This is a genomic window from Jiangella muralis (assembly GCF_001270745.1).
Classification (GTDB): Bacteria; Actinomycetota; Actinomycetes; order Jiangellales; family Jiangellaceae; genus Jiangella; species Jiangella muralis.
The window spans coordinates 129,292-143,642 of sequence record NZ_KQ434756.1 but is presented as its reverse complement, the minus strand read 5'-3'; the positions used below and the strand labels follow the sequence as shown (position 1 = coordinate 143,642).

15 protein-coding genes are annotated in these 14,351 nt (G+C 72.2%); 7 read left to right on the top strand and 8 right to left on the bottom strand.

Annotated elements, in window-relative coordinates; translation table 11 throughout:
- Positions 1–30 precede the first annotated feature (30 nt).
- A complete protein-coding gene (locus ACW62_RS12640) occupies positions 31–2,163 on the top strand; it encodes an MMPL family transporter (protein WP_053204465.1) in 2,133 nt (710 codons plus the stop codon).
- A 57-nt stretch (positions 2,164–2,220) separates the two neighbouring features.
- Here the strand turns inward: ACW62_RS12640 and ACW62_RS12635 are convergent, their stop codons facing one another.
- The 5 genes from ACW62_RS12635 to ACW62_RS12615 all read right to left on the bottom strand — a co-directional run bounded on the left by ACW62_RS12635 (position 2,221) and on the right by ACW62_RS12615 (position 9,458).
- Positions 2,221–3,240 carry a glycine betaine ABC transporter substrate-binding protein gene (locus ACW62_RS12635; protein ID WP_053204464.1) on the bottom strand — a complete coding sequence of 340 codons (1,020 nt, stop codon included), beginning with the start codon at positions 3,238–3,240 and terminating at the stop codon, positions 2,221–2,223.
- 64 nt (positions 3,241–3,304) lie between these two features.
- Positions 3,305–4,180, bottom strand: coding sequence for an ABC transporter permease (locus tag ACW62_RS12630; protein ID WP_053204463.1), 876 nt, complete (start codon positions 4,178–4,180; stop codon positions 3,305–3,307).
- The gene (locus ACW62_RS12625; RefSeq protein WP_053204462.1) at positions 4,177–5,385 is read right to left on the bottom strand and encodes a quaternary amine ABC transporter ATP-binding protein; all 1,209 of its coding nucleotides are present in this window, start codon (positions 5,383–5,385) and stop codon (positions 4,177–4,179) included. The genes ACW62_RS12630 and ACW62_RS12625 overlap by 4 nt, the downstream gene beginning before the upstream one ends.
- Before the next feature lie 668 nt (positions 5,386–6,053).
- The gene (locus ACW62_RS12620; RefSeq protein ID WP_053204461.1) at positions 6,054–8,018 is read right to left on the bottom strand and encodes a sialidase family protein; all 1,965 of its coding nucleotides are present in this window, start codon (positions 8,016–8,018) and stop codon (positions 6,054–6,056) included.
- A gap of 129 nt (positions 8,019–8,147) precedes the next feature.
- On the bottom strand, positions 8,148–9,458 hold the full coding sequence (locus ACW62_RS12615) for a hypothetical protein (protein ID WP_157574710.1): 1,311 nt from the start codon (positions 9,456–9,458) through the stop codon (positions 8,148–8,150).
- Positions 9,459–9,768: 310 nt separating this feature from the next.
- Between ACW62_RS12615 and ACW62_RS12610 the strand changes: the two genes are divergently transcribed.
- Entirely contained in the window at positions 9,769–10,041 is a 273-nt protein-coding gene (locus ACW62_RS12610; RefSeq protein ID WP_141711414.1) for a peptidoglycan-binding protein, read from the top strand.
- A gap of 11 nt (positions 10,042–10,052) precedes the next feature.
- On the opposite strand, the gene ACW62_RS12605 is transcribed toward ACW62_RS12610, so the two are convergent.
- Entirely contained in the window at positions 10,053–10,598 is a 546-nt protein-coding gene (locus ACW62_RS12605; RefSeq protein WP_053204458.1) for an MOSC domain-containing protein, read from the bottom strand.
- 76 nt (positions 10,599–10,674) lie between these two features.
- Here ACW62_RS12605 and ACW62_RS12600 point away from each other — a divergent pair, with 76 nt between their 5' ends.
- The 5 genes from ACW62_RS12600 to ACW62_RS33980 all read left to right on the top strand — a co-directional run bounded on the left by ACW62_RS12600 (position 10,675) and on the right by ACW62_RS33980 (position 13,218).
- A complete protein-coding gene (locus ACW62_RS12600; protein ID WP_053204615.1) occupies positions 10,675–11,220 on the top strand; it encodes a TetR/AcrR family transcriptional regulator in 546 nt (181 codons plus the stop codon).
- Complete coding sequence (locus tag ACW62_RS12595) at positions 11,217–11,912, top strand: SGNH/GDSL hydrolase family protein (protein ID WP_053204457.1); 696 nt, start codon at positions 11,217–11,219, stop codon at positions 11,910–11,912. The genes ACW62_RS12600 and ACW62_RS12595 overlap by 4 nt, the downstream gene beginning before the upstream one ends.
- Positions 11,909–12,343 (top strand): hypothetical protein, encoded by a 435-nt coding sequence (locus ACW62_RS12590; RefSeq protein ID WP_169792047.1) that lies wholly within the window; start codon positions 11,909–11,911, stop codon positions 12,341–12,343. Before ACW62_RS12595 ends, ACW62_RS12590 begins: the two co-directional genes overlap by 4 nt.
- A 150-nt stretch (positions 12,344–12,493) precedes the next feature.
- A complete protein-coding gene (locus ACW62_RS12585; protein WP_053204456.1) occupies positions 12,494–12,952 on the top strand; it encodes a GNAT family N-acetyltransferase in 459 nt (152 codons plus the stop codon).
- Positions 12,953–13,047: 95 nt separating this feature from the next.
- Positions 13,048–13,218 carry a hypothetical protein gene (locus tag ACW62_RS33980; RefSeq protein WP_157574709.1) on the top strand — a complete coding sequence of 57 codons (171 nt, stop codon included), beginning with the start codon at positions 13,048–13,050 and terminating at the stop codon, positions 13,216–13,218.
- Positions 13,219–13,223: 5 nt separating this feature from the next.
- Here ACW62_RS33980 and ACW62_RS12580 read toward each other — a convergent pair whose 3' ends face one another.
- Together ACW62_RS12580 and ACW62_RS12575 are read right to left on the bottom strand one after the other, a co-directional pair.
- Complete coding sequence (locus tag ACW62_RS12580) at positions 13,224–13,724, bottom strand: MarR family winged helix-turn-helix transcriptional regulator (protein ID WP_083459697.1); 501 nt, start codon at positions 13,722–13,724, stop codon at positions 13,224–13,226.
- Between the two features lie 5 nt (positions 13,725–13,729).
- A complete protein-coding gene (locus tag ACW62_RS12575) occupies positions 13,730–14,341 on the bottom strand; it encodes a DJ-1/PfpI family protein (protein WP_053204455.1) in 612 nt (203 codons plus the stop codon).
- Positions 14,342–14,351 lie beyond the last annotated feature (10 nt).

The following is a 14,351-nucleotide window of genomic DNA, read 5'->3' as shown; positions in this document are numbered from 1 at the left end:
CACCCCGGATCTGGAAGGAAGTGCTGAACAATGCGTCGATGGGCTGAGTTCGTCCTGGCACATCGCCGGTGGGTCATGGCGTTCTGGCTACTGGTCGTGGTGGCGGGCGCGATGGCGGCCGGCCCGGCCAACGAACGGCTGACGACCGATTATTCGCTGCCCGGTGAGCCGGGCGCGGAGACCGCGGAACGGATCGACGAGCGATTCGGCAACGGCGGCAACCAGGCGCCGTACCTGGTGTCGTTCACCCACCCGGACGGCGAGGAGGCCGAGCTGGGGGACGCGGCGGCGTTCGACGCCGCGGGGCGGGCGCTGCCGGACCTGCGGCTGCTGCACGCCGGCAACACCGGCGACGACGCGTTCGTGACCGACGACGGGAGCACGGCGTACGCGCTGCTGTTCTGGCGGTGGGACGAGACGGCGACGTCGCTGCCGACCGATCGCATCCGCGACGCCCTGGAGGAGGCGGCGCCGCCGGGCACGACCGTCGGCGTCACCGGCTACGACGCGCTCGCGGCCGGTTCGGAGGAGGAGGGCTGGGGCGTCCTGGCCGAGGTGGTGGCGGGTTCGGTCGGCGCGCTGGCGGTGCTGGCGTTCGTGTTCGCCTCGCTGCTGGCGTTCCTGCCGCTGATCGTGGCGGCCGGGTCGATCATGGCGACGTTCGTGCTGCTGCTCGGGCTGACCTACCTCGGCGACTTCTCGGCGTTGGTGACGTTCCTGATCGCGCTGATCGGGCTGGGGGTGGCTATCGACTACTCGCTGCTGCTGGTGACCCGCTGGCGGGAGGAGCGGCACCACGGCCGCGACAACCACGACGCCGTCGTGGTGGCGATGGGCACGGCCGGCCGGGCCGTGCTGGTCAGCGGCGGGACGGTGGCCATCGGCCTGATCTCGCTGCTGGTGCTGCCGGTGCCGTTCATGCGCAGCGTCGGCATCGGCGGTGCGCTGATCCCGCTGGCCAGCGTCGCGGCGACGCTCAGCCTGACGCCCGCGCTGCTGGGCGGCATCGGCCCGCGGGTGGACTGGCCGCGGGTGCGGCGCGAGAACACGGCCAGCCGCGCCTGGACCGGCTGGGCGACGCGCGTCGTCCGGGCCCGCTGGGTGGCGGCCGCCGCCTCGCTCGCCGTCCTCCTCGCCCTGGTCGGGGCGTTCTCCGGGCTCAAGATCGGGCTCGCGTCGACGGAGTCGCTGGCGCAGAACGGCGCCGCGTACGAGGACCTGCACCGGCTCACCGACGGCGGTGTTCCACGCGGGACGCTCACGCCGATCGAGGTGCTGGTATCCACGGACGACGCCGACGCGGTGGCCGGCGACCTGGCCGGGATCGACGGCATCGACCGGGCGCTGGTGTCAACGGACGCCGCGAGCAGCCGCGACGGCGAATCCGTCGTCGTGCTCATCCCGGACCAGGAGACCGTCGACTCCACCAGCGTCGACGTCGTCGACCGGGTGGTCGAACGGGCCGGCGACCTCGACGGCGTGGTCGGCGTGTCCGGCGTCGGCGCGATGCAGTCGGACTTCATCGACGCCGTCTACGGCAACTTCCCGCTGATGCTCGCGCTGATCGCGTTGCTCACCTACGTGCTGCTGGTGCGGGCGTTCCGGTCGCTGCTGCTGCCGCTGAAGGCGGTGCTGCTCAACCTGCTCTCGCTCGGCGCGGCGTACGGGCTGGTGGTGCTGTTCTGGCAGTACGGCTGGGGTTCGGACGCGGTGTTCGGGATACCGGAGACCGGCGCGATCACGTTCTGGGTGCCGCTGCTGATCTTCGCGTTCCTCTACGGGCTGTCGATGGACTACGAGGTGTTCATCCTGGCCCGGATCCGGGAGGAGTACGACGCCACCGGCAACACCGACCTGGCGATCGTCCAGGGCATCGGGCGGACGGGGCGGCTGGTCACCAGCGCGGCGCTGATCCTGTTCCTGGCGTTCGCGGCGCTGGCGGCGAGCCCGGCCACCGACCTCAAGGTCATGGCGACGGGGCTCGGCTTCGGCATCCTGCTGGACGCGACCATCATCCGGTCGCTGCTGACGCCGGCGCTGGTGTCGCTGTTCGGGAAGTGGAACTGGTACCTGCCGGTCTGGGCGGCGCGGCTGCTGCGCGTCCCGCCGTCGCCGGTCGCCGTGGCCGAACCGGAACCCCGTCCGGTCGGCACCAGCTCCTGAGACGCCACTGGCGGGGCCGCGGCGACCGCGGCCCCGCCAGGACGGCGTCGGATCAGGTCAGGTCAGCGTGCCGGCCCGCCAGTTCGCGACGAAGTCCGGGTTCGCCTCCAGCCACTGCGCCACGGCGCCCGCGTTGTCCTCACGGTTGTTCTGCACGACCATGAGGTCCTCGATCTCCAGCAGCTGCTCGTTGGAGAGGTAGAGGTTGCGGATCAGCTGCGCGGCGTTCGGGAATTCCTCGTGGAAGCCCGGCCGGCCGAGGCTGTACAGCCGCTCCGCGTCGCCGAGCGAGCCCTCCGGGTCCTCCAGGTCGCGGATGTCGTACGCCGCGTAGGCCCAGTGCGGGTGCCACAGCGTGACGGCGATGTCCTCGCCCGCGGCCATCGCGCTGTCCAGCTCGGCCAGCATGGCCGGCGACGAGGAGGTCGGGAACTCCCAGTCCTCCAGGCCGTAGGTCGGGATGACCTCGTTCTGCGTGGTGGTGGTCAGCCCGGCGCCGGGCTCGATGCCGACCAGCCGGCTGCCGTAGGCGTCGGCCTCGCCGGCCAGGTCCGCCAGCGACTGCGCCGGCGAGTCGGCGTTGACGGCGATCGTCAGGAAGCCCTCGTCGAACCAGCAGCCGGTGTCCTCGAGGTCGTCGCCGAACTGCTCGACGTAGCTGGCGTGGGTGTTCGGCAGCCAGGCGTCCATGACGATGTCGATGTCGCCGTCGGCGACGCCGGTGTAGGCCGGGCCCGCCTCGAGCTCCTCGAACTCGACCGTGTAGCCCTGCTCCTCCAGGGCGACCTTGGTCAGCTCGGCGACGACGTAGTTCTCGTCCCAGCCGGTGAAGACGCCGATGGTCAGCGTCGTCGCGTCGTCCCCGGTGCCCTCGGCGTCGGGGATCTCGGCGTCGCCCTCGGCAGGGTCGCAGCTGGCGCTGTCGACGTCGCCGATGGTCTGCACGTCGGCGCCGCCGCCGTCACCGGAGCCGCCGTTGTCGGCGGACCCGCCGCCGTTGTCGTCGTCGCCGCAACCGGCGAGGACCAGACCGCTCGCGGCCAGGCCGGCCACGAGCGTGAGGGTGGACTTGCGCATGATTCTCCTCTTGATTTCGACTACCAGGCACTCTGGGTTCGAGGACCTACTCGTGAAGCGACGTTCAGGCGCGCACTCTCGACGCCCGGACGACTGGAGCGCGGTCGGCCAGCGCCGACACCACACGGTCCAGATAGATGGCGAGCACGACGACGGCCAGACCGGCCTCCACGCCGCGAGCCACGTTCAGGGACTGCAGACCGGCCACGACGTCCAGGCCCAGCCCGGCCGCGCCGACCATGGCCGCGAGGACCACCATCGACAGCGACAGCATGATCACCTGGTTGATCCCGGCCATGATCGTCGGCAGTGCGAGCGGCAACTGGATCTGCCGCAGGATGCGCATCGGCGACGACCCGAACGCCTGCCCGGCCTCGACGACCTCGGTGTCGACCTGCCGGATGGCCAGCTCGGTGAACCGGACACCGGGCGGCATCGCGAACACGATGGTCGAGATCATGCCGGGGACGACGCCGATGCCGAACGCGCCCAGCGTCGGGATCAGGTAGACCATCGCCGGCATCGTCTGCATGAAGTCGAGGACCGGCCGCAGCAGGTTGCTCACCGTCGGAGAACGGGCCGCCCAGATGCCCAGCGGCACCGCGATGACCGTCCCGATGAACGCGGCCACCAGCACCAGCGCGAGCGTCTGCATGGCGGCGTCCCACTTGTCCATCGCCGCGATCAGGTAGAACCCGAGCACGGTGAAGACGGCGAACTTCCACGACCGCACCGCCCAGCCGAGCGCGGCGAACAGCGCGACCATCACCAGGAACGGCGGCGCGCTCAGCGCGTCGGCGACGCCGCTGTAGGCGCCGTCGAGCACGGTGTCGACGAAGTCGAGCACCGGCTGGAGGGTGTCGGTGAACCAGTCGAACGCGTCGGAGACCCAGGTGCCGACCCTCAGCCGGGGGTCCAGCGGGTCGAAGGAGTCGCTCATCGGGCCACCTCCAGGTCCGGCTGGGCCTCGGCCAGGCTGGCCATGGCGGTCAGCAGCGTCACCCGCGGGATGACGCCCAGCAGCCGGTCGTCGTCGCCCACGACCGCCAGCGGCAGCACCGACTCGGCGGACGGCGCGAACAGCTCGGCCAGCACCGTGTCGGCGTGCACGGAGGCGACGCCGGAGTCGACGATCTGCTCGAGCGTGGTGTCGCCCCGGTTGACGGCCGCCACGACGTCGTCGTCACGGACGACGCCGCGCAGCTTGCGGTCCCGGGTGACGACGAACGCCGCGCTGAGCTGCTTGTCGCGCATGCCGTGCAGCGCGACGCGAGGCCCGGCCGACGCGTTGACCTCCAGCTGGGCCGGCACCATGACGCTGGACGCCGTCAGCACCCGGGTGCGGTCGACGTCGGCGACGAACTGCGCGACGTAGTCGTTCGCGGGGTCACGCAGCACCTCCTCCGCCGTCCCGACCTGCACGATCCGGCCGTCGCGCATGACCGCGATGCGATCGCCCAGCCGCATGGCCTCGTTGAGGTCGTGCGTGATGAACACCACCGTCTTGCCGAGGCTGGCCTGCAGCTCCAGCAACTGGTCCTGCATCTCGCGCCGGATCAGCGGGTCGAGGGCGGAGAACGCCTCGTCCATCAGCATGATGTCGCTACCGGCGGTGAGCGCGCGGGCCAGCCCGACCCGCTGCTTCATGCCGCCGGACAGCTGCGCCGGGTAGCGGTCCTCCCACCCGCGCAGCCCGACCAGCTCCAGCGCCTCGGCGGCCTTGGCGCGCCGCTCGTCCTTCGGCACGCCCTGGATGTCCAGCGCGTATGCCGCGTTTTCGGCGACGGTCCGGTGCGGGAGCAGCGCGAAGTGCTGGAAGACCATGCTGATCTTCTGCTGCCGCACCCGGCGCAGCTCGCCCGCGTCGATGCCGGAGATGTCGACGCCGTCGACATAGACGTGGCCGGCCGTGGGCTCCCACAGGCCGTTGAGCATTCTGATCAGCGTGGACTTGCCCGATCCGGACAGCCCCATCACGACGAAGATCTCGCCCGGCTGCACTTCGAAGCTCGCGTCGATCACCGCTGGGGTCGCCCCCTGCGCGACGACGTCGGCACGGCTCGCGCCGTCCCTGAGCCGCTGAACGGCGTCGTCGGCGCCTCGGCCGAAGACCTTGAACAGTCCTTCCGCGCGTACGGCGGTCACGCCCTCCCCTTCGTTCGTCTGCCACGCGACGCACCGGTTTCTCCACCGGGCGCGCTTTCCGCGCCCATGGTTCAAGGCGGCCGGTGAGCCACGCGACGAGCGACGCGAGCGGGGACGAAAGCGGCACCGCGGGGCCTGAGCCCGCACCGTCGGCCGACAACCCCAACCGCGTCTGGTCTGGTTCGGTCGCTGGTGACGCTAGCCCAAGGCGGCGATCGTCGGCCAACCGGACACGTCCGGAGCAGCGGAATTGTGACGAGTGCAATGCCAAATGGTTACCTGCTGAGATGTTCACCGTCCACCATGTGGACGATCAAGCCCTCACGGTGACGACTGTCTCGGGCAGGGTGACACCAGCGTCACCATGTGGCGTCCTCGTCACCATGCCGGCCACGACGACCGGCAGCGCCGGCCAACGTCATCCAGTGCTGCCAGGTCGCGCTGCTGCTCGGCGACGGACGACGAGGTCAGCGGGTACGCCCGCGGGCTGGCACAGCAGCTCTCCCCACCGGCTGACCTGACCGCGCCGCACAAGACGCGGACGCCGATGACGTCGCGAGGGAGTAGACATCAGCGCCAACAGTTGGCGCCTGCGTCAACACCGGCGAAACGCACCCCACCTCGCCGGCGACGGCGACCCAGGGTCTGACCATCCGTGCCGGACGTGCTCAGTCGTAGTCGGCGGCGGTGGTGCGGAAGGAGACCACCGTCCGGTTGGCGACGTCGAAGCCGAAGGTGAGGAAGGAACCGTCGTCGAGCTGGACGGTGGTGGGGTTGGCCTGGTCCTCCCAGCCGGAGTTGTACAGCGCCAGCGGCCGCTGCCCCGTCCACGGCCCGGACGGGTCGTCGATCAGCACGCCGTACGTCGGCCGCCCGGCCTGGGCGTAGTTCCCGTACGTCATCAGCACCGAGCCGTCGTCGGTGACCAGTAGGTGCGCCGACGACGCGGGCAGGCCGGTCGGCTCCGGGCCGGTCCAGGTGTGGCCGTCATCGAAGGAACGGACGAGGGTCGACTCGCTCTCGATCGCCAGCAGGTTGTCGTGCCGCCGGATCTGCATGACCAGCTCCCCACTGGGCAGCCGGACGATGTTCGGCTCGCCGTTGGAGAACCGTTCGTCGTCCTCGACGACGGTGCGCTCGTTCACCGCGGGGAACGAGCGGCCGCCGTCGGTGCTGCGGGCGACCCGCGCGCCATACCCGTACAGCGGTTGCAGGATGTCGCCGTTCGGCAGTTCGACGGCGGGGCCGTGCTGCCAGGCGCCCGGCTGCGTGCTCTCGACCTGCGTGACCTCGGGGAACGTCAGCCCGCCGTCGGCCGAACGGTAGACGAACGTGCCGAGGTTGCTCTCCGGGCTGGTCGACCAGTCGGTACGGAACACCGTCAGCAGCACGGTGCCGTCGCGCAGCACGCTGAGCTTCGGGTCGCGGTTGTCGGCGCCGGCGGTGGCCGCGACGGTGACGGGGTCGGTCCAGGTGCCGCCGCCGTCGGTGGAGCGGACCATGCGGACGACGCCGTCGGCCTTCGTGTGCGCGTCGGCGTGGTGGTAGGCGAGCACGATCGTGCCGTCGGCCAGCCGGACGGCGTCGGGGAAGCGCGGCTCGGCGGCGCCGGCCGGCTCCTGCGCGACGACCTCGGCGGGGATCGGCGAGTACGCCTGGATGCGCTGCTGGGTCGACCGGGCGACGCCGGTGCGCAGGTCGGTGACGGTGACGGTGACCGGGTGCAGGCCGATGTCGGCGCCGTCGATCGCGGCGCTGACGACCAGCCGGCCGGGCTCGCCGTGCACGCGGCCCGGGAACGGCCGGTCGACGCCGTCGACGACCACGCTGGCCCGGACCTGCCCCGCCCGCAGGTCCGGAGCGTCGATCGTCGCGACCACGGTGGACGCCGGGTGTTTCTCGGCGACGTAGGACGGGAGGACGCCGGTGACGGGCAGCCCCTCGGCGAGTGCGGGGCCGGCCGGGTCCAGCTCGCTCAGCGCGACGTCGTCCAGGTACGCGTCGGAGCCGACGCCGGCGGCGCCGCTGGACGCCAGCTCGAGCCCGGTGATCGCGGTACCGCCGGATGCCCGCACCGTGGTACGGAACGACATTCCGTTCACCGTCAGCACGGCCGCGTCGCCGCTCGCGTCGATGCGGACGCGGCTCGGGTGGTCGCGCGCCGTGAGCATCGGGACGGTCGCCAGGCGCAGGTACTGCCGTCCGTCGTAGACCAGGACCTGCGCGGTGCTGCTGCCGCCGTACGCGTACACCGGGGTGATCATGAACCGGTACGCGCCGAGCGCCGGGTTGTCGCCGTCGGCGTGCACGGCGAGGAACACCGCCTGCCGCGTCGTGTGCATCGCGAGGTCGAACTCGAACCGCCTGGCAGCGGCCGCGGGAGCGGGAATCTGCAGGCGGGACTGGAGGGTCGCCGTGTAGTCGGCCAGGTGCACCGCGCGGTTCCCGGGTGGCCCGAACGGCGCCTCGGCGACGGTGATGTCGCCCTGCGTGGCGTAGCCGGCCGGTGCGGCGCCGAGCGGCTCGGCGTCGAACGTGCGGACCTCACCGGACGCGGCGGCCGTCGTGCTCACCCCCAGCCCGGCGGCGAGTCCCAGTGCGGCGATGGCGGCGACGACGGCGGTGCGTGGCATGCGTCCACTCCCTGACAAGTCCGGCGGATCGACATGAAACGTCGTGCCACGGTAGCTGGGAAGAGTCGCGCGGACAAGCCTCCCTCGCGAGGTTCCGGTGCCGCACGCCGCCGCCGGGTCAGCGTCGCGTCACGGCTGGAGCCAGTCGGGGAGCGACGGCGGGTCGGTCCACCACGAGGCGTCGGGGGCGGAACCCTGCAGGTCGCGCAGCAGTCTGGCGGTCAGGATGGCGGTGTCGCCGTGGCGTTGGAGCGCCCTGCGCCAGGCCCGTTCCGCGATGTCCTGCCGGTGGTGCACCGCGGCCGCGGCATGACAGACGGCGATCAGCCGGTCGCCGGCCGACCGCAGAGCGGCGTCCCATGCCGAGTCCGGGACCGGTCGGCCCTCTGCCGCGATGTGGTCGACCACCGGATCGAAGGCACGCCAGCCGCCTGCCGTCGGTTCCAGCAGCGCGACGGTGTGATCGATCAGCTCACTGGCCCATTCGATCGCGCGGGCCGTGCGGTCCGCGCCGGTGCGGCGGCCGGGTTCCGGCAGGTATCGGCGGGCCAGCCGGCCCAGGACCGGCTCCGGGACGCCGTCGAGGCCCATGCGCCGCCAGTCGGCGGCGGCGCGCACCATGGCCGCGCCGAGGGGGTGCTCGGACTCGCCGGCGTGCAGCCGTTCGATCGCCAGCGCCGCACCCCCGAGGTACTCGGCGAGGCCGTAGCGCAGCACGCCGGCCCGCATGCGCGGGTCGTCGATCATCCCGGCCAGTCGCCTGCGTTCGTCAGGGTTCGCGTGCAGCCACACGGGCCGGAACCGTTCGAGGAGTTCCCACTGGGAGCGCTGGACGTCCCCATGCGGCAGGAACTGCTCGTACGGCCCGGACCGCATGGTCGCCACCACGATGTTCTCCGCGTGGATCGCGCGATCGAGCCACTCGACCCGGAACAGGTCGTCGCCCAGGTAACGCTCGAGGTCGTCGAGCCAGATCACCGTGCGCATGGGGCTCCCGCCCGCGCCGAAGAGCTGCGCCAGCCCACGCGGCGGCGCCGGGACGACCAGGGGCAGCTCCGGGTAGTGCTGCCGGACGACCTCCGCACCCAGCCGCGACTTGCCCGCCATGGCGTGCCCCAGGAGCAGCGTCGGCTCGCCCGTCTGCAGCGTCGTCACGATCTCCGCATGCGCGGTCCTCGTCAGGTAGGTCATGTGCAGCGGGGCGCGATGTACACCGAACAGCTGGAGTGTGGAGTCGCCCGTCCGTGGCAGTGAGCCGGCGCCGAGGGCCGAGCGGATGGTCGACTCGACGGCGTGCTCGCGCTGGTCCCAACTCGCCGCTCGCTGCCGCAGCCACCACACCAACGGCATGCCGAAGCCCGCGACGGCGCACAGAGCCAGCAGCAGCCCCCAGGGGATGCCGGTCCAGTACTGGGCCAGGGTGGCGCTCGAAGCTGCCACGGCTGTCACGACGAGCAGCCGAGCCGATTGCTGGTGCGGGGTGCTCCACCGCACGCCGCTGTTCTGCATCTTCGATCGTCCCCCTGCACTACATAGCCATTATTCCCGCCTTGTCACGATTCTGGGAGTCATCGTGATCATCATTTTTGATCACTTCTGGGCCTCGATCTGGTGACGGCCGCAGCAAGGACGTCATGACTGGAGGTCACGAGCAGTGTGGCCATGTGTCGTGGAGCGAAGATGCTGCGAACCGGCTGTCGCAGTCCCTACGCTGTGGTCCACGATCGTGGCCGATCACGCTGGAGGGGACATGTCCGAAGCTGTTGTGGTCGAGGTGGTTCCGTATCCCGGTCCCGAGGTGTTCGGGGCGGGCAAGGTCAACGACTATGTGCTCCTGGTCGGCTCGGCATTGGTGCTGCGGAGCAAGAAATACCGCGACCTCTACAAGGAGGGCCCCAGTCGCACCTGGTCGGCCACCGACCAGGCCGCCGTCAAGGCGTTCCAGGAGGACCAGGGCTGGAAGGGAACCGACGCCGACGGCATCCCCGGCAAGCAGACCTGGCAGCGGCTCGGCCTGGGCTGACGCGGCTAGGCTCAGCGGGGTGCCGGTTGGACGGTGAGGGTTGCCGGCCCTAGCTGAAGCGCGCCGTCGTCGAGGGGTGTGCAGCGGACGCCGCCGCGGCCGCGGAGCCCGCGGAACGCACCCGGCGCCAGCGCGACGTCCATCCAGGCGCATGGGTTCGCCGCCCGGTGAGCCTGGAACCGGATCGGTCCCGCGCCGGAGTCGAGCGTGAACACCGCGCCCGGTTCCGGCCGTCGCGCCGTGAGGTCGTCGACACGGAAGCCGCGAAGCACGATGTTTCGCCTGGTCAGCAGCGGATCGAGCGGATGGTTCAGCCCGAGCGACGCGGCGAGTTCGTCCAGCGCGGCCGCGTCGATCAATGTGACCGCGGCGTTGCGGTGCGCCGGTCGGCCGAAGTAGCGGTCGCCGACCAGTCCGAGCCCAGCGCGCACCGTGACGTCCGGCCGGGTGGCCGGCGCCGGATCGTGTCGCGGCCCGTCCTGTGGCCGGCCCTCGTACGCGTGCACCGGCGAGACCAGCAGCCCCACGATCTCGACCGGACGGCCGTCGCCATTCATCCGTCCTCCCAGGGATCGCCGAGAAGTCTAGGTCAGATCTTGTAAGTAAGTACTTACTTCTGTCATGCTGCGAGGCATGGCAGAAGCGCGTAGTACCGCGTCCCAGCGGCGAGCCGACGCCGTCGCCGCCGCGATGCGGGTGATCGCCGACGACGGCCTGACCACGGCCGCGCTGCAACGCGTCGCGGACGAGATCGGGGTGTCGCAGCCGTACGTCTTCCGCCTCTTCGGCAGCAAGCAGGGACTGCTGCTGGCCTGCGTCGACGAGGTGGAGGCGCGGGTGCGGACGGCGTTCCGCGCGGCCGCGGCCGACCGGCCCGGCGACCCGATGACGGCGATGGGTGCGGGCTTTCGCGAGCTGCTCTCCGGCGGCGTCACCGGCGGGCTGTGGCTGCAGGCATCCGCGATCGCCCGGCGCGACGAGGTGGTGGCGGCGCGCTGCCGCGGCGTCATCACCGTCCTCCTCGGCGAGTCGGCCGCGCTGACCGGCGCCGGCGCCGACGACCTCGCCCGGTTCCTGGCCGACGGTGCGCTGGTGGTGCTGCTGCAGGCCATCGGCGTCGATCTCGGCGACGGCACCCGGGCCGCCGTCGGCACCCTGCTTCCCGGGGCGGCCTCGTGAACCGGCTGCTGTTGCCCCTCGTCGCGATGCAGGGGCTCTGGGTGCGCTCGACGTTCACGCTGGCCGAGCCGGTCGACGACCGCGTGGCCGGCACGATCGGCGGCGGCGACGGCGCGCCGCTGCGGGTGGCGGTGCTCGGCGAGTCGACCGCGGCCGGGTCCGGCGTCGACTCGCACGACGACGGGTTCGCCGGTGCGCTGGCGGGGCTGCTCGCCGCGTCGACCGGGCGGCCCGTCGACTGGGAGGTGGCGGCGCAGTTCGGCGCGACCGCGCGGCGGGTCCGGCACCGGCTGCTGCCCCGCCTGACCGGCTCGTACGACGTCGCCGTGCTGCTGGCCGGCGCGAACGACGTGCTCACCCGGCGGCCCCCGGCCGACTGGGGTGCCGACCTCGCCGCGATCGTCGACGGCCTCGCCGCGCGGTCGGCCCGGGTGGTGGTCGCGGGGGTGCCGCCGTTCGGGCTGTTCCCGGGGTTGCCGCGGACGCTGCGGCGCTACCTCGGCGAGCGGGCGGCCGCCTTCGACGCGGTGGCGCGGGACGTGTGCGCGGCGCGGCCGCAGGTGGCCTGGACGACGGTCGTCTCGGACGGGCTGCCCCCGATGGACTTCTTCAGCGCCGACCGCTTCCACCCGTCCGCGACCGGCTACCGCCTCTGGGCCTCCGCCGTCGTCGCCGCCATCCCGCCGCGATGACCGTCCTCCCGTTCGTCGACGAGCGCCAGTTGCTGGTCCCCGCCTCGCCGTCCGACGTCTGGGTGGCGCTCGGCGCACACATGGGCGGCATGCGCGGGGCGGGCGTGCTCGCGTGGCTCCTCGGGACCTCGCCGCGGCGGCCGTCCGGGGCGCCGCTAGAGCCGGGCGCGACGGTGCCGGGGTTCGCGGTGGCCGCGGTGGAGCCGGAGCGGCTGGTGCGGCTGGCCGGGCGGCACCGGTTCTCCCGCTATGCGCTGACGTTCACGCTGGCCGCGGCCCCGGGCGGGACGACGGTGAGCGCGCGCACCGAAGCCGCGTTCCCCGGCCCGCACGGCCGCATCTACCGCCTGCTCGTCGTCACGTCGGGCGCGCATCGCCTCGCCGTCGCCCGCATCCTCCGCGACATCCACCGTCGCGCCGTCACCCCGTGACGACGTGGTCGGCGTGGGGCGCGTCCTGGGTCTGAGGTGCGTTCTCGGGCCGAATTCGGCGGTTTCGCGCACCCGACACCCAGGACGCGCGTCAGAGCCAGGTCCTGTTCTGAAACATTCGGATGACACGAGCGTTCTACGGTCGCCACCATGCGCATCGCCGTCGACGACCTGGCGGGGGCGGAGATCGCGGCGTTCCTGGAAGACCACGTCCGGGAATTGCGGTCCATCACGCCGCCGGAGAGCAAGCACGCCCTCGACCTCGACGGCCTGCGCCGGCCGGGGGTCACGTTCTGGGTGGTCCGCGACGACGCCGGGGTCATCGTCGGGTGCGGGGCGATCACGCGGCTGGACGATCGGCACGCCGAGCTGAAGTCGATGCGCACGGCGCCCGCCCGCCAGCGCAGCGGCATCGCGTCGCTGCTGCTCGGCCACATCGTCGGCGAGGCGCGGGCGATGGGATACCGGCGGCTCAGCCTCGAGACCGGGTCGGACGAGTTCTTCCGGCCGGCCCGGCGGCTCTACGAGAAGTTCGGATTCGAGCACTGTGCGCCGTTCGCCGGCTACGGTCCAGACCCGCTCAGCGTCTTCATGACCCGCCTGCTGTGACGCAGCTCACATCGCCGCTCGCGTGCTGATCCCGCGACCGGCGGTCTCCTACCCGACGAGGGAGTGCCCGCGGGGGGAGAAGGGGAGGTCGCGACATGGCGACGCCGAGACGGGGGCGGTTCCGGTCGGATCGGCGGCGGTTCGCCGACGTTCTGACGCCGGCGTTCGCGCGCGACCTGCGCGGGACGCTGCTGCACGTCCAGTGGGCCGCGTCGGCGGCGATCGTGCTCGCCCTGCTGGCCGCGGTGCTGCGCGTCCAGCCCTGACGGCATCAGCCGCCGGCCGGGCGGTCGGCCTCGAGAACGGCGACCAACGCTTGCATGGTGTCCAGTGCGCGGGTGAGGTCGCCGAGGTCGAGCTGTGAGCCGATGTGCTCGGCCCACGGGTGCTGCACCAGCGAGATGCGCCGGATCGCCCAGTAGCCCGCCTCAGTGCAGGCCAGCAGCTTGGCGCGGCGGTGCGCGGGGTTGTCGCGGTACTCCGCCAGCCCCTGCTCGACCAGCAGGTCGGCCACCCGGCGCACACCCTGCCGCGACATCCCCACGAGCCGGCCGATGTCGGCGTGCGTGCGCGGCTGGTCGAGGACGCCGCCGAGCACCTGCCACCACGCGGCGGTGATGTCGCCGGCGGCCGCCATGTCCTGCGCGGCCTCCATCAGCCGGGCGTTGAGCCGGAACGTCGTCAGGGCGAGGTCGGTGAGCACCTCGCCGGCCGGAGTGGCCGGCCCCGGCTCCGGCCACTCCGCGCGCGGCGGGACCTCCGTCGTCGTCATTCGGCTCATTGTGCCTGCATGAGCACCGGGTACGCGCTCGGGTCGGCGGCGTGGAACACGCCCTCGTACGCCTGCAGCGTCTCCTCCGACGCGAGGCCCAGCCGGCTCAGCGTGGCCCGGGCGAACTGCACCGGCGAGTCCGGCCCGGCGGTGACGACGTCGCCACCGACGACAGCGCGCGCGTCGATGTAGTGGTCGCGGCCGCCGTAGCCGGGCTGCATGGTCACGTAGTCCAGTGCCGCGCTGGTGTGGTCGCGGTCGTCCAGCAGCCCCGCCCGCGCGAGACCGGCCGTCGCGCCGCAGATGGCGGCGACCGGCACCCGCGCGTCGAGGAATCGCCGGGCGGCGTCCGTCCACGCCTGGCCGCCGCTGGTGTCCCACATCTCCGCGCCGGCCAGTACCAGCAGGTCGCTCTCCTCGGGCGAGAGGTCGGCGAGCAGCAGGTCCGGGACGATACGCATCCCGCCCATGGTGGTGATCGGGTCGGCCGTCTCAGCGACGGTGACGACGTTCCACGGCGTGCCGGTGAACCGGCCGGTGCGCAGCTCCACGAGCAGGTGCCCGATCTCGGAGTCGGCGAGCGTGTCGTACAGGGCGATGTGCGCTGTCGGTGTCATAGGCAACATG

What these genes read in the sequence shown, in the direction of transcription:
- ACW62_RS12640 (WP_053204465.1), top strand. Translation starts at nt 31, where the DNA reads ATGCGTCGATGGGCTGAGTTCGTCCTGGCACATCGCCGGTGGGTCATG.
- ACW62_RS12635 (WP_053204464.1), bottom strand. Translation starts at nt 3,240, where the DNA reads ATGCGCAAGTCCACCCTCACGCTCGTGGCCGGCCTGGCCGCGAGCGGT.
- ACW62_RS12630 (WP_053204463.1), bottom strand. Translation starts at nt 4,180, where the DNA reads ATGAGCGACTCCTTCGACCCGCTGGACCCCCGGCTGAGGGTCGGCACC.
- ACW62_RS12620 (WP_053204461.1), bottom strand. Translation starts at nt 8,018, where the DNA reads ATGCCACGCACCGCCGTCGTCGCCGCCATCGCCGCACTGGGACTCGCC.
- ACW62_RS12610 (WP_141711414.1), top strand. Translation starts at nt 9,769, where the DNA reads ATGTCCGAAGCTGTTGTGGTCGAGGTGGTTCCGTATCCCGGTCCCGAG.
- ACW62_RS12605 (WP_053204458.1), bottom strand. Translation starts at nt 10,598, where the DNA reads ATGAATGGCGACGGCCGTCCGGTCGAGATCGTGGGGCTGCTGGTCTCG.
- ACW62_RS12600 (WP_053204615.1), top strand. Translation starts at nt 10,675, where the DNA reads ATGGCAGAAGCGCGTAGTACCGCGTCCCAGCGGCGAGCCGACGCCGTC.
- ACW62_RS12590 (WP_169792047.1), top strand. Translation starts at nt 11,909, where the DNA reads ATGACCGTCCTCCCGTTCGTCGACGAGCGCCAGTTGCTGGTCCCCGCC.
- ACW62_RS12585 (WP_053204456.1), top strand. Translation starts at nt 12,494, where the DNA reads ATGCGCATCGCCGTCGACGACCTGGCGGGGGCGGAGATCGCGGCGTTC.
- ACW62_RS33980 (WP_157574709.1), top strand. Translation starts at nt 13,048, where the DNA reads ATGGCGACGCCGAGACGGGGGCGGTTCCGGTCGGATCGGCGGCGGTTC.
- ACW62_RS12580 (WP_083459697.1), bottom strand. Translation starts at nt 13,724, where the DNA reads ATGACGACGACGGAGGTCCCGCCGCGCGCGGAGTGGCCGGAGCCGGGG.
- ACW62_RS12575 (WP_053204455.1), bottom strand. Translation starts at nt 14,341, where the DNA reads ATGACACCGACAGCGCACATCGCCCTGTACGACACGCTCGCCGACTCC.